This window comes from Duganella sp. Leaf126 (genome assembly GCF_001423125.1).
GTDB lineage: Bacteria > Pseudomonadota > Gammaproteobacteria > Burkholderiales > Burkholderiaceae_D > Rugamonas.
Map to the genome: position 1 here is coordinate 1 of NZ_LMNW01000009.1, position 21408 is coordinate 21408.

Consider the following 21408-nt stretch of genomic DNA (forward strand, 5'->3'; position numbering starts at 1 on the left):
CTATCTTGAATTCTTCTGTGTACCGCTTGCCACTCATACATTCTCCTTGGGTCCGATATTATGGCTCAGGAGTGTCTACAATTGTCGTGGCGATTCAAATAATATATAAAAAATAAGAATTTTGATTTCGTTTAAATTCGAGATGGAAAATATGGAACTGCAAGAGAGCCGCATTGATTCTGAGTGGATTGCGTTAAATGCCTTCCGCGAGCTACTGAAAATCTCGACTAAAGGAGATTTGGCAAAAGCTACTTACAACGATGCTTTGAATTTTGGTGGGGAACTCTATCCAGCCTTGCTCGGACAAGAGAACAGCGTTCTTCGTCGAGTTCGTGAATCCGATACCACTAAAGAATTTCGGCAAAGGGCTCGGCTGAGAAGCGAAAAAAATGGTGTATCAATTACTGCGTTAGAGCTTTTGCTTCCGGAAATAGAGGAGTATGAAGGCTTATTAAAGATAGCCAAGATCAGCAAGGATAGGAGTAGGGTCGACCAGTTAAAGGGGCGACTGAAAACGCTAGTTAATGCTAAGAATGAGTTAGACCCGCCTGCCCATACGGAAAATCAATTGATTTTCCGCGATGCTACCGCTGTGGCAAAGGGGCTACTAGAAATGGGGGCCGGGCAGGCAAGACGGGATTTTGAATTGCCCGATGGTGGGATGTTGAGAGTTCGTGTCCTGCACCCTGACAAGCCTGAGCAGGTCACGGGGGCTGATGTTATTTATGAAAGACATTCCATTGATCAGGAAGAAGCCAGTATTGTAATTGTGCAGTATAAAATTTGGGAAAATCGAACTCTACGGCTCACTGACCCTAGGCTTCTACAGCAGCTTGATAAAATGCGTACTTTCGCATGCGGAAATTATTTGTGTAAAAGTGATAAAGCTGAGTCAGGGTACCGATTCCCGCACTGTGCAGCATTTCTTAGACCTACTGATAAGCTGCAAAATGCAGATCAAAAATTCATTAGCAGTGGCGAACATATACCTCTATGTCAGATCGACAATTGCAAGACGATCACTGAACGAGGTACTCCAGTGTTGGAGTACAAGAAAATTCGAAAAACTTCGCTTTCTGGTGAGGCATTTGAATATTTATTCTCTGCTGAAAAAGTAGGGTCGCGGATAGTAAGTTATGAGGAATTGGCGGAGTTGTATGAGAAATTCAAAGTAGCATCTGATACTGATCACTTAATAATTCACGCGCAAGAATACTGATGCCGCCTCGTTGCAATGAGGCGGGATCAATCTCGCGATTCACTAATCGTAAAGACGATATTTTACTTTTTGATTTGCTGATTCCTGGGTCTTGTTTGCCAGGTAATTTAGTAGTTCTTCTAAAATAACAACTTCCATAAAATGGCCCGAGCCTGCCTGTTCTAGGCGGTGAGTTGCTCCATAGAACACCCGCCTTACGCCCTGGTCATCTACCAAATAGGAGTGAATGGAAAATCCGTTCTTGACTTGAAGACTCGCTTTCCAACATACAATAAAGTCCACATGCTTCGCAAATTTAATGGATGCATCGAAATCTCTGAATAACGCATCTAGGTCAAACTTGTATTCAAGGATTTTTGGCTCGGAATTATAAGGAAAATCGATAGCACTTGTTACGCCCAGCGGACAGGAAGCCGGGTGATATTGCACAGTGTCGTCAGAGTAGTTCATTTCTACCAAGGCATCATATCGTTCATTCACCTTCGACCCATAGAAGTTTATGCCACGAATAAGGCCTGCTCCGATAAGTTGGTGGTAGAGCGCAATTACATCCTGTTCCTCTTGAGGGGCAGAGATATAGCTTGTAGTTGGCCATGTTCCTGTGAGATTTAGGGGATGCTTGTCTCTCCAGTCCTCTTGGGCACGCTTCCACACATGTAATTCTTTGTCCGGTAATAGGGTAGGTATCGCTCCGGAATCTGGCTTTAGTAAATTTCGATAAGTAATAAATACGTTCGTGATCTTTTCAGCGATCTCTTCAGCTAATGCGCGCAATTCTGGTTGAAAAACTTTCCGCCCTAGGTCGGGATTGCCATCTTTAAAATGAACAACGATATGTGCGTTTCGTTGATAACCTATATATCGTTTAAGTGGAATTACGAGCAGCTCCCCTTGTGGCATCGAATCAGTCGCTAACTGTAAGCCGCCGCGTAGATATTTGAATCGCTCATTTACACCCAGTTTTCTATTAAAAGCGTCAAATATATCTAATGTAGAGACAAAGCCGCCATAAACAGTGACGCAATGTTGTTCAATTAATGCCTTTTGTTCATCATTTAGTTTGTCTAAACCTTTTTCTGATAATAAGGTTTTCGCATCCCAAAAGTCCCAAAGACATTCGATGTTTTTAAATCTGTCCGGAATGCGGGATGCTTTATGTGCCGGGTCCCCATCGATAGATGAAAGAGCATCGCGAATACTACTCAGATCTACACTACGTACGCCGTCAATATCGTGAACGTAGAAATACTCCGGATTTACAATACTCGTGCCCGTTTGTGTTCCCGACCTGTCTGTAACGCTTATTTCTACCGTTGGCTTAAATTCAGAATGTTCGATATAAATACCACCGAGCGGTGTGAGAATACGTAAAAGGGTCATCCATTGCTCGGCATTCGTCGCACCGCACCAACCTAAGTCCTTAGGTTTCTCATTTGTCGAGCTGGTCAGCTTGATGAGGATAGAGGTTCCGCTTACTTGGCGATCTAGCCAGTCGCAGTTGAACGTCTTCAATTCCTCCAACTTAGGGCGTGGCACGAAATTATTTCCATCTTCTGCCCATTGGCGGCCCTGACGCAGAATCGCTGCACGACGCTCTCCGTCGCATTTAGTTTTAAGTTGCACATAATTGAACCCATAAGCAAGGAAAGTTGCACCGACTCCTTTCTGTCCACGTAACCGCTCGCCTTTTTTGTAGGAGACGTTTGGCGTAAAGCAGTGTGCGAATTGCGTTGCCGTCATCCCTGTACCGTTATCAAGTACCTCGACTGTTTGCTCTTGTATACTGATCTCGATGCGGATTTTAGGCACATAGGTGCTATCCAGCCGCCATTGCTTTTCGCAAGCGTCTAACGCGTTCTGTATAGGCTCGCATAAGATATCGAAGAAACCTGTATATGACTTGAGTATATTAAGTACGTTCCCCTTAATAGCGGTTTCATAGATGTGGTTCGAGTTGGCACTGCCATTGGCATGCGATTCGAAGAAGCTAAGAGGATCGTATCCGTCAATAGATGTTGTATTCATAGCGCAAAGTGATGGCAGGCAAAAGTTCATCCTAGCATGCTGCTCACCAATGTTGCTACTTAAGAATACAATTTTTTCAAGCAACGCCTGGTGACGATACGTGTCGGGCACAAGGAAGTTGGCTAGAGGACCAGAAATGGACCAGAAATGGACCAGAAACAAAAAAGCCCACGAACCGAAATTCGTGGGCTTCCTTGATAATTCTTGGTAGGCCGTGCGGGATTCGAACCTGCGACCAACGGATTAAAAGTCCGCTGCTCTACCAGCTGAGCTAACGACCCAAGGGGGCTTCGGTGGTAGGCCGTGCGGGATTCGAACCTGCGACCAACGGATTAAAAGTCCGCTGCTCTACCAGCTGAGCTAACGACCCCCGAAGAAGCGAGATTATAGGATGTTTCGATGCATCCTGTCAAATGCCGCTCGGACAATTTATTTGTCCGGCCGCCTCATCCCGACAACTTATTTGCCGCTCAGGCGCTGCTTGGCCGTGACGGCTGCCTGCGAGTCGGGGAACTGCTTGATCAGGTCCTGCAGCGTTTTCTTGGCGGCCTTGTCTTTCAGCTCGGTCTGGCAGCTGGCGATGTTGAGCATGGCGTCCGGTGCTTTCGGACTGTCGGCGTAGTTCTTCAGCACCACTTGCTGGGCCGCGATGGCGCTCTTGCAGTCGCGCTGGGCGTAGAACGAGTTGCCGAGCCAGTACTGGGCGTTCGGGGTATACACGGACGCGGGGTACTGGCGCACGAAGGCGGCCAGGGCGTCGCCGGCGGCCTTGTAGTCGCCAGCCTTGAACTGGGTCATGGCGGCGTCGTAGCTGCGTTCTTCGTTCGGATCGACCTGGGCGGTCTTGCCGTCCACGTTCACTTCGCGCGGTTCGAGCTTGCGCAGGCGGGTGTCGAGGTCGGTGTACAGGTCGCGCTGGCGTTTCTGCGCCATCGATACTTCGTTGGACAGCACTTCGATCTGGCCGCGCAGCTTGGCGATTTCCTGCGTGGTGTTGTCGTTCTGAGTGACCAGGTCCAGGGTGCTGGACTTGTCGGACTTGGCGTCGAGGCGGGTGTTGACTTCGGTACGCAGCGCATCGACCTTGGCGCGCAGATCGAGCAGGGCTTTGCGGGCTTCATCATCGTCGAACAGGCCGGCATGGGCTTGCAGCGGCAGCCAGGTCATTGCAGCCAGCACGGCGGCGGCGACGCCGGATTGGGAGAGTTTCATCATGTCGGGCGCTTTCAGCAAATCAAAATGGAAACGGGGCGGTGCCGGGACCTTGACCACAGTCCGGGCACCGCCCCGTATTATGCCTGTGACCAGGCCAAAGACAAATTACTTGTAGACGATGTCCGCGCGGCGGTTTTCGGCGCGTGCAGCTTCGTCGGTGCCGGTGGCTTTCGGCTTCTCTTTGCCCAGCGAAACGGCTTCGATCTGCGAGTCCGACACGCCCAGCGTGGTCATGGCTTTACGCACGGCTTCGGCGCGCTTGAGACCCAGGGCCAGGTTGTACTCGGACCCGCCGCGGTCATCGGTGTTACCCTGGATCAGGATCTGACGCGATTTGTTTTTGGTCAGATAGGCCGAGTGGTTTTCCACCACCGGGCGGCCATCGGCGCGCACGGTGTAGCTGTCGAAGTCGAAGTACACGCTGCGGTTGGCCAGCACGCCTTTCGGATCGTCGAGCGGATCGAGCGACTTGGTTTCCACCGGCGCCACGGTGCGGGTATCCGATTGCGCCGGCGACTGGCCGGTGGCTGGACGCTCAACCACTGGCGGCGGGGTGTTTTCCTTGATCGGGGTCGACGAGCAGGCCGACAGGATCGCTGCAGTGGTCAGGACGAGGGCTAAGCTGCTGAGTTGGCGCATGGGTTTCTCCTAGTAACGTTAGTTGTTGGCGTTGTTTTTACTGCATGAACGGACCCCAGGTGGGCTCCTTGATGTTGCCCGCCTGCGTAGTCAGGCGTTGCTTCACACGGCCATCGACCGAGACCACGGCCAGCGATTTGCGGCTGCCCGCCGTGGTGGCGTACATGATGTACTTGCCGTTCGGGGCAAAGCTCGGCGACTCGTCGCTGGTCGTGTCCGACAGACGCTGCTCCTGGCCGCTGCCCAGGTCGAGCACGTACAGCTGGAAGTTGCCGTCGCGGCGAGAGATATAGGCCAGGGTCTTGCCGTCCGACGAGATGCGCGGGCTGGTGTTGTAGGTGCCGGAGAAGGTCACGCGCTTGGCGTCGCCGCCGCTGGCGCTCATGCGATAAATTTGCGGGCCGCCGCTGCGGTCGCTGGTGAAATAGATGCTCTGGCCATCGGCCGACCATTGTGGCTCGGTATCGATGGCGTTATTGCTGGTCAGGCGGCGCAGGTTGCTGCCGTCGGCGTTGACGGTGTAGATCTCGTAGTTGCCGTCCTTCGACAGCGCCACGGCCAGCTTGCTGCCGTCCGGCGCCCACGATGGTGCCGAGTTATTGCCTTTTTCGTTCGCGATCACGGTGCGCGCGCGCGTGACCAGGTTCTGCACGTAGACCACCGGCTTCTTCTGCTCGAACGACACATAGGCGACCTTGGTGCCGTCCGGCGACCACGATGGCGAAATGATCGGCTCGTTGGAGCGCAGCGCCAGCTGCTCGCCTTCGCCGTCGGCGTCGGCCACCATCAGCATATTGCTGCGGCCTTCCTGCTTCACGTAGGAGATGCGGGTGGAGAAGGCGCCGCGCACGCCGGTCAGCTTGAAGAACACGTCGTCGGCGATCAAGTGCGCCGACAGGCGGGTGAACTGGGCCGTGACGGCCTTGTCGAGGTTGGAGATCTGCGATTGCTTGACGGTGTCGTAGAGCTTGTAGCGCACGTCGTAGCGGCCGTCGGCCATGGCGTTGACGGTGCCGACCACCAGCGCATCGGCGCCCTTGGCTTTCCAGCCGCTGTAATCGACGTTGTTGACGTCGGTGATCACGCCGGCGTCGATGATCTTGAAGGCGCCGCTGCGTTCGAGGTCGGCCTTGATGATGGCCGACACCATCTGCGGCGCCACGCCTTCGTTGGCAAAACCGGCCACGGCCACAGGAATCTGGTTGCTGCCGGCGCCCGAAATCTCGATGCGCATCTGCGCCTGGGCGCTGCCCATGGTGGCCGCAATGGTCAGGCCGGCATACAACATGATGTGTTTGATGTTGGTTTTCATTAATGCATTTCCTTCATATTGAATACGAGTTCGATTTCGCGCTCTACCGTACCATCTTTTTTCTTGGGCAGCGGTGACGATTTGGCAATTGCGTTCTCGATCGCACTGTCGTACGCCGGCGAGGCGCTGCCCTTGACCTTGCGTACGCCAATGATTTCGCCAGTCGGCAACTGGGTAATCTTGTACGTCGCGGTCAGGCTGTCGTCGGTGCCGCCGTACACCAGGTTGCTTTTCACCTTGGTGCGGATGGCTGCCGCGTAGCCGCCATCGACCTTGCCGCCGGTCGATTGTGCGGCCGTGCCGGTCGAACCCTTGGCGGCCGAGCCGGTAATCCGGCTCATTTCCGCTGCAAACGCTTTTTCCTTGGCCGCCTTGTCGGCCTTGTCGGCTTTTTCCTTGGCGAGTTTTTCGGCGGCGGCCTTTTTCTTGGCAGCCTCGGCGGCGAGTTTCTTCTCTTTCTCTTGCTGCTCTTTTTCCTCTTGATCTTCGCGGGCTTTTTGCTCGGCGAGTTTTTTCTGTTCGAGCTTTTTAGCCTCGAGCTTGGCTTCGAGCTTGGCCTGCTTCTCTTCCGCCTCTTTCTTCAGCTTGGCTTCTTTTGCTTCCGCCAGCTTCTTCTCTTCCTCGAGCTTTTTCTTCTTTTCCTTCAGGCGTTCGAGGGCAATGTCCGGTTCCTTCGGCGCGGGCGGCGCTTCCACCGGCGGCGGTGGTGGCGCTTTGACCACGGGCGGCGGCACAGGTTCCGGCTCGGGCGCCGGGGTCGGATCGGGTTCGGGTTGCGGTTCCGGCGGGGCGGCGGGGGCGGCGTCCTGCACCTTCATGTCCCAGATTTCTGCCTGGACTTCGGTCGGCTCGGAGTTTTGCCAGCTCACGCCCACCCACAGGAACAGCAGCAGCACGACGTGCACCGATACCGCCAGTATCGCCGCGCGCAAGCCGTTGTGTTGTCGCGGCACCTTGTACGGGCCGCCTGCGGTAGGGGGATTCATGTTCTGCACAGTCTTATTGGGTGGCCAGGCCCACGCGGGTAATGCCCATTTTTTTCGCTTCCGAGATCAGCTGGATCACGTCGTCGTACTTGCTTTCCTTGTCGCCCGAAATCAGCACCGGGTAGTCGGGATGGGCGTCATGCAGCGTGCGCAGCTTTTTCACCAGCGCGTCGCGGCTGGGCGCCGTTTCCGGCGCATCGGCATCCTTGCCCTTGACGCCGATCGACAGCGCGCCGTTCGGCTTGATGACGATCTGCACGTAGTCGCTGGGCGGCTTGGTCGATTTTTCGGCCTGCGGCAGGTTCACCACCGACGCATCGTTGGCCGACGGCATGACCATGAAAATGATCAGCAGGCACAACATCACGTCGATGTAGGGGACGACGTTGATCTCGGACTTGAGCTTGCGGCCACGGCCGCCGCGCATGCTGCTGTTGAAAGAAGAAGCCATGATCGTTCTGCCTTATCGGGTTATTGCAACCGCCCGCGCTCAGCGCGACTGGCGTTGCAGGATGTTGGAGAACTCTTCGACAAAGCTTTCGAAGCGGATCGCCAGGCGGTCCACTTCGTGCGAGAAGCGGTTGTAGGCGACCACGGCAGGAATTGCCGCGAACAGGCCGATGGCGGTGGCGATCAGCGCTTCTGCAATGCCGGGTGCAACCGCTGCCAGCGTTGCTTGCTGCACATTGGCCAGCCCGCGGAACGCGTTCATGATGCCCCACACGGTACCGAGCAGGCCGATGTACGGCGATACGGAACCGACCGACGCCAGGAAGGCCAGGTGCGATTCGAGCACGTCCATCTCGCGCTGGAAGGCGGCGCGCATGGCGCGGCGCGAACCGTCGAGGATGGCGCCGTGGTCCATTGCGTCACGGCCGCTGGCGTAGGCAGCCTTGCTCTTGATAAATTCGCCCATGCCGGCTTCGAAGATGCGCGCCAGCGGGCCGCTGTTGGCGCGGTCCTTGCCTGCGTTCTGGTGCAGCGCGTGCAGGTTGCCGCCGGCCCAGAACGTCTTTTCGAACTCTATCGTCTGGCGCCGCGCAGCGCGCACCGCGAACAGCTTGCTGAAGATATACGTCCAGCTGACCAGCGAGATAATGAGCAGCAAGCCCATGATCAGTTGCACGATCAGGTGGGCATTGGTGATGAGGGAGATGAAAGAGAGGTCTTGAGTGACGTTCATTGTTTATCAGTCTGATCAGTCGGATTTACGTAGTGACGCATTTTTTCAGCCACGGCGCTCGGTATCGGGTGCAAGCGCATGGCCGTATCGACGCAGGCAATCGTTACCTGTGCCGAATTGAGCAATTGCTCGCCGCACCATGCCTGCTGCTGGAAGACCACCGATGCGCGGCCCAGTTTTTGGATAGAAAGTGTTAATTTTATGACGTCGTCCAGTTTTGCAGGCGCATGATACTCCGCGCCGACGGTTTTGACGACGAACAACACATCGTGTTCCTGCTGCAATGCGCGCTGGTTCACATTGAGGTGGCGCAGCCACTCGGTGCGGGCGCGCTCGTAGAACTTCAGGTAATTGGCGTAATAAACGATCCCGCCGGCGTCGGTGTCTTCGTAGTAGACGCGGACATTCCAGTCGAATTGTGCTGACATGTTGTATTGACTGCAAATAAGATTGAGCAATATTCTACGTCAATTTGTTGCTCTGGATGCAGGATGGATGCATGAAATCCATCCTTGCCGTTCCCGATTCAGCGTCACTTAAGTTTTGCTGTGCGCTCGCCGGGCTGCCGCCTAGGCCGTGCGCTTGATGTTGAGCGGACCATAACCCTGGCAGGTCGGCATCATCTCGATGCGGTTGATGTTGATGTGCGCGGGCAGGGTGGCAATCCAGTACGCGGTGTTGGCGATATCGTCGGCGGTCAGCGGCGTGGTGCCCTCATAGACCTTGGCAGCTGCGGCATCGTCGCCCTTCATGCGCACGTTGGAAAACTCGGTGCCGCCGCACAGGCCGGGCGCCAGGTTGGTGGCGCGTACGCCGGTGCCCACCAGGTCGGCGCGCAGATTGAGCGTGAACTGTTCGACGAAGGCCTTGGTGGCGCCGTACACATTGCCACCGGGGTAGGGCGTATCGCCGGCCACCGAGCCGATGTTGATGACGGTGCCGCTGCCGCGCGCGACCATGTCGGGCAGGATGGCGCGGGTCATGGCGACCAGGCCGCTGATGTTGGTGGCGATCATGGTGTCCCAGTCTTCCAGCGACGATTGCTGGGCCGGCGTCACGCCGAGCGCCAGGCCGGCGTTATTGATCAGCACGTCGATCTGGCGCCAGCCCTCGGGCAGTCCGGCCAGCGCTGCCGTGATCGCAGCGCGGTCGGTGACATCGAGCACGACCGGCAGGGCGGCGTCGCCGAGTTCGGCAGCCAGCGCCTGCAGGCGCTCGGCGCGGCGGCCGGCGATCAGCACCCGGTGGCCATGTTGGACGAAGATGCGCGCCATCGCGGCGCCAAAGCCGGCCGAGGCGCCGGTGATGAAAACGATCATGGAAGTTCCTTCATGAGTGGAGCGTGGTAGGGCGATGGCAAAATTGTAGCTGAAATCAATGAAATTGCTTGGCGCCAAGAGTGAGCGCCTGGCGGCACGGGTCCGCTGCTGCCGGCGGCGTCGGCAGTCATCGCCTGGCAGCTATTATGGCCAGACCAGGGCCGCGTGCCCGGCAGCGGGGCTGGGCCGGATTTGCTCAAATCTGGCGCATAAATTACAATTCCGGTTCCATTACGTCTCACGTAACTGGCGAAAAGCTGCGATCGGCCCCAGAATGGTGCGCGGATCAATCGGCGAAAGATGGACATCCATCGGGAAACGTGAGATTTCAACAGCCGTTCGCCTGGGCAGCCCTTCGATGGAATGTACGAACGAGGCTGCCTGTCCGCTCCGGCTTCCCTCATTCGATCAACCTGCCTGCAACAACGTAGTCATCACGTTACTCATTGATTGGAGTTTTTTCATGTTCGCAAAAGATCACACCCTCGCCAGCGTTGACCCGGAACTGTTCGGCGCCATCCAGCACGAGAACACCCGCCAGCACGACCACATCGAACTGATCGCGTCGGAAAACTACACCTCGCCGGCGGTGATGGAAGCGCAAGGCTCGCAGCTGACCAACAAGTACGCAGAAGGCTATCCGGGCAAGCGCTACTACGGCGGCTGCGAATACGTGGACGTGGTCGAGCAACTGGCGATCGACCGCGTCAAGCAGCTGTTCGGCGCCGAAGCGGCTAACGTCCAGCCCAATTCGGGCTCGCAGGCCAACCAGGGCGTGTTCTTTGCGGTGCTGAAACCAGGCGACACCATCATGGGCATGTCGCTGGCCGAAGGCGGCCACTTGACCCACGGCATGCCGCTCAATATGTCCGGCAAGTGGTTCAACGTGGTGTCGTACGGCCTGACCGCCGACGAAGACATCGACTACGACGCCATGGAAACGCTGGCCAAGGAACACAAGCCCAAGCTGATCATCGCTGGCGCCTCGGCGTTCTCGAAAAAAATCGACTTCGAACGCTTCGCTGCCGTGGCCAAGGCTGTCGGCGCCTACTTCCTGGTCGACATGGCCCATTATGCCGGCCTGATCGCTGCCGGTCTGTACCCGAACCCGGTGCCGCACGCCGACTTCGTCACCTCGACCACGCACAAGTCGCTGCGCGGCCCGCGCGGCGGCATCATCCTGATGAAGGCCGAGCACGAGAAGATCATCAACTCGGCCATCTTCCCCGGCATCCAGGGCGGTCCGCTGATGCACGTCATCGCCGGCAAGGCCGTGGCCTTCAAGGAAGCGCTGACGCCCGAATTCAAGGCGTACCAGCAGCAGGTGGTGGCCAACGCCGACGTGCTGGCCAAGACCCTGATCAAGCGCGGCCTGCGCATCGTCTCCGGCGGCACCGAATCGCACGTGATGCTGGTGGACCTGCGTCCGAAAAACCTGACCGGCAAGGAAGCCGAGGCGATCCTGGGCACCGCCCACATCACCACCAACAAGAACGGCATCCCGAACGACCCGCAAAAGCCGTTCGTGACCTCCGGTATCCGCCTCGGTTCACCAGCGATGACCACCCGTGGTTTCAAGCAAGCCGAAGCAGAAGAAGTGGGCAACCTGATCGCCGACGTGCTGGACAACCCGCACGACGCCGCCACCATCGAGCGCGTCAAAGCGGCTGTTAAAGTGCTGGCTGACAAGTTCCCGGTCTACGCCAAGTAATCCCCCCGGCGCGCCCGCTATACCGGCCGGCGCGCCGTTTCACCTCCCGTGGCGCATATGAAATGTCCGTTCTGCCAGCATGACGATACCCAGGTGCTCGATACGCGCGTATCCGAGGAAGGGGACGCCATCCGTCGCCGCCGTCGCTGCACGAAATGTGATAAACGATTTACCACGTATGAGCGCATCGAGCTGGTGATGCCGGCCGTGGTCAAGAAGAACGGCAGCCGTACCGAATACTCGTCTGACAAATTGCGCGGCAGCCTGTCGCTGGCCCTGCGCAAGCGTCCGGTGGCGGCGCCTGCCGTCGATGCCGCGGTGGCGTCCATCAAGGAAAAGCTGCTCACCAGCGGCCTGCGCGAAGTTGACACCGGCTACATCGGCGAACTGGTGATGCAGGAATTGCAGCGCCTCGATACGGTCGCGTATATCCGCTTCGCGTCCGTGTATAAAAACTTCGAAGACCTGGCCGAGTTCCAGAATGCGATCGCCGAAGTGGGCGAGGAAAGCAAGCCGCGCAAGGCCTGAGCGCAGCGCCTGCACTGCCTTCCCGGGCGCGCTGCAGCCCCTGTCTGTTATAACCGCCGTGATCGCCTGACAGCGAGCTCTACCGCTGTCAAGCCGGCGAACCCGTGCGCACGCTTGATGCACCTCATCTTCGCGCCATAAACGGCTGCTAACGTCGAACACTGTCCCGTTCAGCGGAGGTGTACCGTGCGTGCGCGTCAACAGTTGTGGTCGGCTGCAGGCTTTACCCTGGTCGAGGTGCTGGTCGCCGTGTTCGTGCTGGCGGTGGGCATCGTCGGCGGCGTCTCGATGCAGCTGGCCGCCATGCGCGCGCGCCACCAGAGCGCCTTGCTGGCGCAGGCATCGCTGCTGGCGGCCGATGCGGCCGAGCGCCTGCGCGCCAATCCGTCGCAACTGCAGCTGCCCGACGGCGTCAATCCCTATCTCACGCTCGACTACGATGCGCTCGACCAGCCGCCACCTGCGCCGCCGGCCGTGTCGTGCCACGCGGCGCCCTGCGATCCGTCGCAGCTGGCCTGGTTCGACCTCTACGACATCAAGTCTGCGCTGCGCGCCCGCCTGCCGGGCGGACGCGTGGTGATCTGCCGCGACGCCGGCCTGTGGCAGGGCGGCGTGCTGTCGTGGCCGTGCAGCGGCGGCGCCGGTGCGCCGCTGGTCGTCAAGGTCGGCTGGCGCGGCAAGCGCGCCGACGGCACGCCGCAGACCGATCGCGCCGGCCAGTACGCGCCCGGCGTGGCGCTGACCATCGGGCTGCGGTGACTGCCATGACTCCGACGCCTACGATAGCTGCGACGACTGCGACGCCTACGATAGCTGCGACGACTGCGACGCCTACGATAACTGCGACGACTGCGACAACTGCGATGTCTGCGATAACTGCGGCGCCTGCGATAACAGCGACAACAGCGTTGACCCGTGCGCGCCAGCAGGGCTGGAGCCTGGTCGAGCTATTGCTGGCCACCGGCCTGGGCTTGCTGCTGACCTTGCTCGCCGCCAGCCTGCTGCTGGCGTCGGCCGGCAATTACCGCCATCACGCCGAAAGCGCCTTGCTCGACGACAGCGGCCGCGCCGCGCTGGACATCCTGGCGCAGGCGGTGCGCCAGGGCGCTTACGTCAACTGGGACAGCACGACCGCACCGGTCGCCATCGGCGACGATGCAGCGCCCGCCATCACCGGCTGGGATGCGCGCAGCCTGTCCAGGTCCAGCGACGGCATTGCCGTGCCGCTGCCGGCCGTGGCCAACGGCAGCGACGTGCTGGCCGTGCGTTTTGCCGGTCACGGGCAGGGCGTCAGCGGCGACGGTTCCAGCGTCAACTGCGGCGGCTTCGGCGTGGCCGCGCCAAGCGACGATGATGCGCTCGGCTGGAGCATTTTCTATGTCGCACTCGATGACGCCGGCAACGGCGAATTGCGCTGCAAATACCTGGGCAACGGCAACTGGGGTGCGGACGCCATCGTGCGCGGTGTCGATTCGTTCCAGGTGCTGTACGGCCTCGATACCGACCAGCCGGCCGACGGTGTGCCCAACCGCTATCTGAACGCCAGCGCCATCCGCGCGCTCGATGCTGCACTGGTGCCGGCCGGCGCGACCGCGGAGGCGCAACAGCGCGACCTGCAGCGGCGCAGCCACTGGAAGCGCGTGTGCACCGTCCGCCTGGCCCTGCTGCTGCATGGCGACGGCAATACCCGCAGCGATACCCGCGCCATGCAGTTCGATCTGTTCGGTCCGGCTTATGCCGGCAACGGCGGCCAGGATCGCGGCACGCAGGTTCTGGAAGCGCAGATCCCGCAGGCACAGCGCTGGCAGGCGCGGCGCCTGGTGGGCCTGACGGTCGCACTGCGCAACCGCAGCGGGTGAGCCATGCGCGCGCAACGCGGCGTCACGGTGGTGGTGTGCCTGGTCATGATGTTGCTGGTCATGGTGCTGGGCGCGTCGGCGGCACGCCTCGGTGTGCAGGACGAGCAGTCCGCGCGCGCCGAGCGCGACCGCGAAGTGGCGTTTCGGGCAGCCGAAGAGGCGCTGGCCGATGCCGAGCGCGCCATCGACGACGGCAGCGCGGTCGTTGCGCATGGCGCTTGCGAGGCGGACCCGGCCTGGCAGCGGGCCGACCTCGGTGGAGAAGCGGGCGGCGCCTGCACGACCGAATACGGCGCCACGACGGGCGCCGCCATGGCAACCGGCCAGGGTGCATTGCCGCGCAAAAAGCCGCGCTACATCGTCGAGCTGCTGGCATGTCACCAGCCCGGCGCCGACGCCTCCGCGCCGCAGGCCTGTTACCGGGTCACGGCGATCGGTTTCGGTCCCACACCGGGCGTGGAAGTGGTGTTGCAAAGTGTGTACTTACCGGGACCTTGAAACACCATAGCGAGCGGCCCGCTATCGTCTTGAGTAGCGCAAGCGTACGGAGATACGCTGAGCAACGGAGAGGCGATAGCGTGTCGCGCAGCAGGTGTTTCGAGGTCCCTTTACCGCAATGATGGAGGAATCATGTGGACCTGCATGCATTGGCGCCTGGCGCCGGTAGTGCGGCAGTGGTTGGCCGCCGGGCGCCGTCGCGCAGATCTTCGGCCTGCGCGATGCCGCTATTCTGCCGCCCGAGGTAACCTTTGGGTCCCGTGCCGCCCGCACGGTAGCGCGCGAGCCAGTGCCGGGCGTCCGGCTCGCGTGATCGACCTCGCCCGCCATCGCGCGGCGCTGCTGATCCGGAACGTGGCCCGGCGGCTGGCTGCCTTGGTGCTCGACTACAGCAGCCTCCACGCGCGCCTTGCCCGTTGGCTGACGGTGCGCGCGGCGTTTGCCGGCAGCAGCGCCCACGCGCACCGCGTCCGGCGGTTGTTGGTCAGCGCAGCGCTTGCTGGCGGCAGCGCCCATGCACGCCGCTGCCGGTGGCTGTTGGTCAGCGCGGTGTTGGCCGTCAGCAGCGTCCACGCGGCGCCGCCGGTGCTGGCGATTGCCGGCGAACCGCTTGCAGCGTCGTGCCGGGCCGACAATGCAGGGCGCGTGGACGGTCCGTCGCTGGTGCACGCTGCGGCCCGGCCTGATGAGAGCGGTACGCTGTACCAGTCGTCCATGACTACGGCCGACTGGTCCGGCAGTTTTAGCCGCTACGCCATGGCGTCCGGGGCCGGCGGCTTGTCGCAGGCTAAGCAGGCGGCATGGGAAGCCGGTGCATTGCTGACCGGCAGCGCCAGCCGTCCGCCATCGCCTGCGCCCGAACGCCGCCAGCTCTACACGTCCATCGTCGAGACCGATGGCACGCTGACCATGACGCCGTTCACATGGCATGCGCTGTCGCCCGCGCAGCAGGCACAGCTCGATCCAGCACACGACGGCAGCGGCCCGCAACGCCTGGCGTGGCTGCGCGGCGACCGCAGCGGGGAGGGCGTATCGTTCCGCCGCCGCAGCAGCGTGCTGGGCGACTCGGTGCACAGCACCCCGGTGTTCGTGGCGCAGAGCGCAGCGGCGCAGTCGCAGGAACGGCAGCCACCGTCTCACGTGCCGACGCGGGCGCTGGCCACCGTGCCCGGCCCGGCGTCGATGACAGCTGCGCAGCGGACCGACATGATTTACCTGGGCGCCAACGATGGCATGCTGCACGCCTTCGATGCCGGCGGCGGCGCCGAGGTGTTTTCCTATGTGCCGGCTGCGCTGTTCGACGCCTTGTTCCAGCTTGCCGATCCAGGCTACCGGCACCGCGCTTACGTCGATGGCCCGGCGCGCGCCGGCGATGTCGGCATCGGCGCCAGCGTCCGCACGGTGCTGGTGTCCGGCATGGGCGGCGGCGCGCAAGGCGTGTTCGCGCTCGACGTGACCGATCCCCTGCACTTCGCCGAACAGGGCGGTGTGCTGTGGGAATTTACCGACCGCCACGATGCGCTGATGGGCAACGTCACCGGCACGCCGCAACTGGCAAAGCTGCGCGTGGGCACGCAGGGCGGCGTCCCCGTCTATCGCCACTTTGCTGTCGTCGCCAGCGGCTTGAATAATAATGCTGCCGATGGTTATGCCAGTGCCACAGGCGACGGCGCCCTGTTCCTGCTGGCGCTGGACAAGGCGCGCAACGCACCCTGGCGGCTCGGCGACAACTACTACCGCCTGTCCGCACCGATCGCGGACCCGGCGTTGCCCAATGCCTTGCATGCCCCGGCCATCGTGGCCGATGCCGAGGGCGCTGCCCGGTACGCCTATGCGGGCGACCTGCAAGGCAATCTCTGGCGCTTCGACCTGGCCGGCGCTATACCTGGCAAGGCCGCCGGCAAGTCCGCCGGCAAGTCCGCCGATGGGGACGCCGGAACCGGATCCGCATCGCTGCTGTTCGTCGCGCGCGACGCCAGCGGCCGGCGCCAGCCGATCGCGCAGCAGCCGCAAGTTGCGTACGCGGCCGATGGCGGCTATCTGCTGTTGTTCGGCACGGGCCGGCTGATCGAACAGGCCGACCTGGACCCGGCGCGGTTCGCGCCGCAAAGCTATTACGCCATCCGCGACACGGTGCGTACGCCGCTCGAGCGCGTCACCGGCAGGCGCCAGCTGACGCGCCGCATCCTCGTCGGCGATCCTGCCAGCGAACGCCTGTCCCTCGAGGGCGAGGCCATCGAGGCGGGCAGCATGGGCTGGTATGTCGATCTTTTGGCGTCCGCTGCCACCGGTGAGCGCAGCCTGGACAGCGGTGTGCTGCTGAATGGCGCGCTGGCATTTACCACAATGCTGCCGTCAGCTGACCCGGACCATCCTGCGGAATGCATGCCGGCCCATGGGCGCACCTACGTGCTCAATGTGCTGACCGGCCTGGCGACAGGGCAGAGCATCAGCGCCAGGCTGCCGCCCACGCCGGATGCAGCGCCCCCGGTCGTTGCCGAGCACACGCCCCGCTATTTGCCGCGTCCGCTGTTGCTGCCGGTAGCGTCGGTCAAGCCTCCGGCCGCGCGCGAACCGACCGGCAGGTTGGATATCGCGCAGGACTACGCGATCGGCCTGGCCGGTCCGCAGGCCGAACCGGTCCTGGGCACGGTCCACACCCACCGGCGCGCCGGCCGCCTGAGCTGGCGCGAGGTGGCCAACTGGCGTCAGCTGCACCTTGCGCAGGCGGGGCAGCAGGGGAGCGAGGCGCAGCAGAAACAGCAGCAAAGCCAGCAACGACGGGTGCAGCAGTTTCAGCAGGTCCAGCAGGCACAACACGTGCAGCAGCTGCAGCAAGAACAAAAGGTGGTGCCATGAATACACCGCGCGGTTTTTCCCTGATCGAGCTGCTGGTGGTGTCCATCATCGCGATGGTGCTCGCTGCAGTTGCCGCCCCGCTGTGGACCGAGCACGTGGTGCGGACCCGCCGCTACGAGGCGCAGGCGACGATGCAGCGGCTGATGTTGCAGCAGGAGCGCTATTTCACCCAGCACGGCAGCTATCTCGCCTTTGGCGCCGACGTCGATGCCGACGATCCGGACGTGCGCAGCTTCCAGTGGTGGAGCGGCGCCACGGCGCCGGCCAGCGGCTACGAGATCGCGGGCAAGGCCTGCGACGGCCACACGCTCGACAGCTGCGTGCAACTGCTGGCCACACCGGGCACGCAGCGGGTCGATGCCCGTTTCCGCGATACCGACTGCGGCCAGCTGAGATGGACCAGCAGCGGACTGCGCCAGGCCGACGGCCCGCAGACCACGTGCTGGCGTTAAACGGTGATGCGCCGATGAGCACCGCCACCCCGATGCGCGCTTCCACCGACCCAGGCGATGCGACCGGAATGCGCATTTCGTGCAATCCGGGCGCCTCGACAGCAGAGCGCGGTGCGGCGCGCATCAGCGCGGCGGTCAACCATGGCGCCTCGACCCAATTGAACACCTCGACCAAACCGAGCGCCACAGCGCAAGTCGGCTTCACGCCTCGCATGAGCATTTCGTTCAAGCCGGGCGCCTCGACTTTAGAGTGCGAGGCGACGCGCATCAGGGCGGCGGTCAACGGCGCCTCAACCCAAATGAAAGCCTCGACCGAAATAAGTACCTTCACCAAACCGAGCGCCACAGCCCAAGCCGTCTTCACGCCTCAAATGAGCATTTCGTTCAAGCCGGGCGCTTCGACAGCAGAGCGCGATGCGGCGCACATCAGCACAACGGTCAACGGCGCCTCAACCCAAATGAAATCCTCCACTGAAATGAGCACCTCGACCAAACCGAGCGCCACAGCGCAAGCCGGCTTCACGCCTCGAATGCGCGTTTCGTTCAAACCGGGCGCTTCTTTAGCAGAGCGCGCTTCGCCACCGCTCGGCGCGGCGGTCAGCCCTGGCGCCTCGACCCAAATGAATGCCCCGACCCGCATGAATGCCCCGACCCAAATGAAAACCTCGACCAAACCGACCGCCACACCCGAGACCGGCTTCACGCTGGTGGAATTGCTGACCGTGCTCGCGGTCGCCGGCGTCCTGCTCGCGACCGCGGCGCCGTCGTACCAGCAGCTGATCGAGCGCCAGCAGTTGCGGGCGGCGGTGGCCGACCTGGTGGCCGCCATCGATCTCGCGCGCGCGCAGGCGATCGCACGTGGCAGGATCGTGATGCTGGCGCCGCTCGATCCCGGCGGCATCGACTGGCGCGGCGGCTGGATCGTGTTTGTCGATGCCAATGACAATCGCCGGCCCGATGCCGATGAGACGACGATCTTCCAGCGCGGGCCGCTGCCGGCCGGTTTGCGGATGAGCGTTTCCTTTACCTCCAAAGCGCCGCCGTCCTACCTTGCTTATAATAGTGCCGGTCGCACATGCAATGCCGGTAACGGCCTGGCTGCCCGCTGGGGCACGCTGTCGCTGGCGCTCGGCGCGCATGCGCGCAACATCAAGATCAATATGCTGGGCCGGCTGCGCGTATGCGATCCGGCAGCAGAAGCCGCCTGCACGGGCGCATCAGAATAAGGACATCGTGAGTATCCATAACGATACGGAAGGCATGGCCCTGGCGCTGGCCTGGGCCGAGCGCGGCCTCTATACCACGTCGCCGAATCCCCATATCGGCTGCGTGATCGTGCGCGACGGTGTAGTGATCGGCGCCGGCGTCACCCAGCAGGTGGGCGGCGACCACGCGGAAATCCAGGCGCTGAAGGATGCGCAGGCGCGCGGCCACGATGTGCGCGGCGCCACCGCCTATGTCACGCTCGAGCCGTGCAGCCACCATGGCCGCACGCCGCCGTGCGCCGACGCGCTCGTGCGCGCCGGCCTCGCGCGGGTGGTGGCAGCGATGGAAGACCCGAATCCGCTGGTGGCCGGGCAGGGCATGGCGAAACTGGCCGCCGCCGGCATCGCGGCCAGCAGCGGTCTGCTGGCCGAGCAGGCCCACGAACTGAATATCGGCTTTTTCTCGCGCATGACGCGCGGTCTGCCATGGGTGCGCATGAAAACTGCGGCCAGCCTGGACGGCATGACCGCCTTGCACAACGGCGCCAGCCAGTGGATTACCGGCGACGCCGCGCGCGCCGACGGGCACGCATGGCGCGCGCGCGCCTGCGCCATCCTGACCGGCATCGGCACCGTCAAGGCCGACGACCCGCAGCTCAATGTGCGCGGCATCGATACGCCGCGCCAGCCGATCCGCATCGTCGTCGACAGCCGCCTTGAAATCGACCCGTCCGCCAGGATATTGCAGGGAGGCGGCAGCTGGATCGTCGCTGCCGTGCCCGATGCGGAAAAAAGCGCAGCGCTGCGCGCCATGGGCAACGAGGTGATCATGCTGCCCAATGCGTCCGGCAAGGTCGACCTGCCCGAGCTGATGCGCGAGCTGGGCCGGCGCCAGATCAATGAACTGCACGTCGAGGCCGGCAGCAAGCTGAACGGTTCGCTGATCCGGGCAGGCTGCGTGGACGAACTGCTGGTCTACCTGGCACCAGTGCTGCTGGGCGATGCGCAAGGCATGTTTGCGCTGCCGGCGCTGTCCCACCTGTCGCAGAAACAGTCGTTGAAATTTCATGCAATACAGCAGATCGGCGCCGACGTGCGGCTGCTGGCCCGCTTTATCCGTTCCTCCACTCCTACCTGAGAATTGTTATGTTTACTGGAATCGTTGCCGCTGTCGGCAAAATCGCCTCGGTCACCCCGCTCGAAGGCGGCTCGTTTGCAGGCGTGCGCCTGGACATCCACGCCGGCGGCCTGCCGCTCGAAGACGTGGCGCTCGGCGACTCGATCGCCATCAACGGCGCCTGCATGACCGTGGTGGAAAAAGATGCGTCGAGCTTCCGCGTCGATGTCTCGCGCGAAAGCCTCAATTGCACGGTCGGCCTCGACACGCTCACCGAGGTCAACTTGGAAAAAGCGCTGACCCTGAACGAACGCCTGGGCGGCCACCTGGTGTCCGGCCACGTCGATGGCCTGGGCGTAGTGCGCAAATTCGAACCGGTGGGCGAGTCGTGGGAACTGGTGATCGAAGCCGGGCACGACCTGGCCAAGTTCCTGGCCTTCAAGGGTTCGATCGTGGTCAATGGCGTGTCGCTGACCGTCAACCGCGTGACCGACATCGGCGCCGGCGCCGACCTGGTGTGCCAGTTCTCGATCAACCTGATCCCGCATACGATCGCCATGACCACGCTCAAGCACCTGGTGGTGGGCGCCAGGGTCAATCTCGAAATCGACCTGATCGCCCGCTACGTAGAACGGATGGTTTCGGTGTCCAGTGTCATCGGTGGAAAGTGAAAAGCCTATAAGAAACAAAGATCTATACTTTCACTGGACAGCATAAGACATGTTGATCCAATGAAACTATGGCGGTATTATTGACGGTATGAATACATCGACATCAAAAAATACCGTCAAGTTGACGGATAGGTCCGTAAAAGCGCTAGAGGTTACAGGCAAGCCGCAGAAGTTCTTCGACGAGAAGGGGCTGTACCTCTACGTCACCGAAAAGGGATTGAAGTCCTGGCGATACGACTATCGGGTTGGTGGGAAGCGCGCCACCGTCACTTTTGGTCGCTACCCGGAGGTGGCGCTTTCGTTAGCGCGTAAAAAGCATTTGGAGGCCCGTACCAACCTGGCAAACGGTGGAGACCCTGCGCGTGAAAAGAAGGTGCTAAAGCTTGAGCGCCAGCATTTGTTGAGCAATACCTTTGTAGTGGTCTAATGTACCCGGACACTGATTTAGGCGAGAATGCTCGCCATGGAGAGGTGTTTGATGAGCAAGCAAAGACGTACATTTTCCCCTGAGCTCAAGCAGCAGGCAGCATGCTTGGTATTGGATCAGGGATACAGCCACGTGGAGGCCAGTCGATCGATCGGCGTCGGAGAATCGCTGATGCGCCGCTGG

22 protein-coding genes, 2 tRNA genes and 1 riboswitch are annotated in these 21408 nt (G+C 61.1%); of the genes, 13 read left to right on the top strand and 11 right to left on the bottom strand.

All coding sequences use genetic code 11. The annotated features are described in order from the left end of the window. The first annotated feature begins 151 nt into the window (after positions 1-151). Entirely contained in the window at positions 152-1219 is a 1068-nt protein-coding gene (locus ASF61_RS22670; RefSeq protein WP_082491308.1) for a hypothetical protein, read from the top strand. 42 nt (positions 1220-1261) lie between these two features. Here the strand turns inward: ASF61_RS22670 and ASF61_RS22675 are convergent, their stop codons facing one another. The 11 genes from ASF61_RS22675 to ASF61_RS07495 form a co-directional block, all read right to left on the bottom strand. Continuing rightward, a complete protein-coding gene (locus ASF61_RS22675) occupies positions 1262-3355 on the bottom strand; it encodes an ATP-binding protein (protein ID WP_156369493.1) in 2094 nt (697 codons plus the stop codon). A 94-nt stretch (positions 3356-3449) separates the two neighbouring features. Next, a tRNA-Lys gene (locus ASF61_RS07450) sits at positions 3450-3525 on the bottom strand. Positions 3526-3538: 13 nt separating this feature from the next. Then, positions 3539-3614: transfer RNA gene (locus tag ASF61_RS07455), tRNA-Lys, on the bottom strand. Between the two features lie 89 nt (positions 3615-3703). Next, on the bottom strand, positions 3704-4459 hold the full coding sequence (gene ybgF / locus ASF61_RS07460) for a tol-pal system protein YbgF (protein WP_056153429.1): 756 nt from the start codon (positions 4457-4459) through the stop codon (positions 3704-3706). 105 nt (positions 4460-4564) lie between these two features. Further along, positions 4565-5098, bottom strand: a complete 534-nt coding sequence (gene pal, locus ASF61_RS07465) for a peptidoglycan-associated lipoprotein Pal (protein ID WP_056153378.1) — start codon at positions 5096-5098, stop codon at positions 4565-4567. Positions 5099-5135: 37 nt separating this feature from the next. Then, positions 5136-6410, bottom strand: a complete 1275-nt coding sequence (gene tolB, locus ASF61_RS07470) for a Tol-Pal system beta propeller repeat protein TolB (protein WP_056153382.1) — start codon at positions 6408-6410, stop codon at positions 5136-5138. Beyond that, positions 6410-7396 (bottom strand): cell envelope integrity protein TolA, encoded by a 987-nt coding sequence (gene tolA / locus ASF61_RS07475; protein WP_056153385.1) that lies wholly within the window; start codon positions 7394-7396, stop codon positions 6410-6412. The genes tolB and tolA overlap by 1 nt, the downstream gene beginning before the upstream one ends. A 13-nt stretch (positions 7397-7409) precedes the next feature. Continuing rightward, positions 7410-7847 (bottom strand): ExbD/TolR family protein, encoded by a 438-nt coding sequence (locus ASF61_RS07480; protein WP_056153388.1) that lies wholly within the window; start codon positions 7845-7847, stop codon positions 7410-7412. A 39-nt stretch (positions 7848-7886) separates the two neighbouring features. Further along, the gene (tolQ, locus tag ASF61_RS07485) at positions 7887-8579 is read right to left on the bottom strand and encodes a protein TolQ (protein ID WP_056153390.1); all 693 of its coding nucleotides are present in this window, start codon (positions 8577-8579) and stop codon (positions 7887-7889) included. Beyond that, a complete protein-coding gene (gene ybgC / locus ASF61_RS07490; RefSeq protein ID WP_056153393.1) occupies positions 8576-9007 on the bottom strand; it encodes a tol-pal system-associated acyl-CoA thioesterase in 432 nt (143 codons plus the stop codon). Before ybgC ends, tolQ begins: the two co-directional genes overlap by 4 nt. Before the next feature lie 141 nt (positions 9008-9148). Continuing rightward, on the bottom strand, positions 9149-9898 hold the full coding sequence (locus ASF61_RS07495; protein ID WP_056153397.1) for an SDR family oxidoreductase: 750 nt from the start codon (positions 9896-9898) through the stop codon (positions 9149-9151). Between the two features lie 232 nt (positions 9899-10130). Next, positions 10131-10254, top strand: a riboswitch (ZMP/ZTP riboswitch). 107 nt (positions 10255-10361) lie between these two features. Between ASF61_RS07495 and glyA the strand changes: the two genes are divergently transcribed. From glyA to ASF61_RS22680, 12 genes are all read left to right on the top strand, one after another. Further along, complete coding sequence (gene glyA / locus ASF61_RS07500; RefSeq protein ID WP_056153400.1) at positions 10362-11609, top strand: serine hydroxymethyltransferase; 1248 nt, start codon at positions 10362-10364, stop codon at positions 11607-11609. 57 nt (positions 11610-11666) lie between these two features. Next, positions 11667-12137, top strand: a complete 471-nt coding sequence (gene nrdR, locus ASF61_RS07505) for a transcriptional regulator NrdR (RefSeq protein WP_056153403.1) — start codon at positions 11667-11669, stop codon at positions 12135-12137. A 186-nt stretch (positions 12138-12323) separates the two neighbouring features. Then, positions 12324-12896, top strand: a complete 573-nt coding sequence (gene pilV / locus ASF61_RS07510; RefSeq protein ID WP_229205753.1) for a type IV pilus modification protein PilV — start codon at positions 12324-12326, stop codon at positions 12894-12896. A gap of 149 nt (positions 12897-13045) precedes the next feature. Further along, positions 13046-13996, top strand: coding sequence for a PilW family protein (locus tag ASF61_RS07515; protein ID WP_229205754.1), 951 nt, complete (start codon positions 13046-13048; stop codon positions 13994-13996). A 3-nt stretch (positions 13997-13999) separates the two neighbouring features. Continuing rightward, on the top strand, positions 14000-14494 hold the full coding sequence (locus ASF61_RS07520) for a PilX N-terminal domain-containing pilus assembly protein (protein WP_056153409.1): 495 nt from the start codon (positions 14000-14002) through the stop codon (positions 14492-14494). Between the two features lie 309 nt (positions 14495-14803). Continuing rightward, complete coding sequence (locus tag ASF61_RS07525; protein ID WP_229205755.1) at positions 14804-17353, top strand: pilus assembly protein; 2550 nt, start codon at positions 14804-14806, stop codon at positions 17351-17353. Then, positions 17350-17805: a type IV pilin protein gene (locus tag ASF61_RS07530; protein ID WP_056153413.1), complete on the top strand. Its 456-nt coding sequence runs from the start codon at positions 17350-17352 to the stop codon at positions 17803-17805. Before ASF61_RS07525 ends, ASF61_RS07530 begins: the two co-directional genes overlap by 4 nt. 14 nt (positions 17806-17819) lie before the next feature. Next, positions 17820-19031, top strand: a complete 1212-nt coding sequence (locus ASF61_RS24450; protein WP_307155889.1) for a GspH/FimT family pseudopilin — start codon at positions 17820-17822, stop codon at positions 19029-19031. A 7-nt stretch (positions 19032-19038) separates the two neighbouring features. Then, positions 19039-20148 (top strand): bifunctional diaminohydroxyphosphoribosylaminopyrimidine deaminase/5-amino-6-(5-phosphoribosylamino)uracil reductase RibD, encoded by a 1110-nt coding sequence (gene ribD, locus ASF61_RS07545; RefSeq protein ID WP_056153421.1) that lies wholly within the window; start codon positions 19039-19041, stop codon positions 20146-20148. Between the two features lie 8 nt (positions 20149-20156). Further along, on the top strand, positions 20157-20798 hold the full coding sequence (locus ASF61_RS07550) for a riboflavin synthase (protein WP_056153423.1): 642 nt from the start codon (positions 20157-20159) through the stop codon (positions 20796-20798). An 88-nt stretch (positions 20799-20886) separates the two neighbouring features. Next, positions 20887-21225: an Arm DNA-binding domain-containing protein gene (locus tag ASF61_RS07555; protein WP_056153426.1), complete on the top strand. Its 339-nt coding sequence runs from the start codon at positions 20887-20889 to the stop codon at positions 21223-21225. Positions 21226-21276: 51 nt separating this feature from the next. Beyond that, on the top strand, positions 21277-21408 hold a 132-nt coding region (locus ASF61_RS22680), incomplete at its 3' end, for a transposase (protein WP_156369494.1).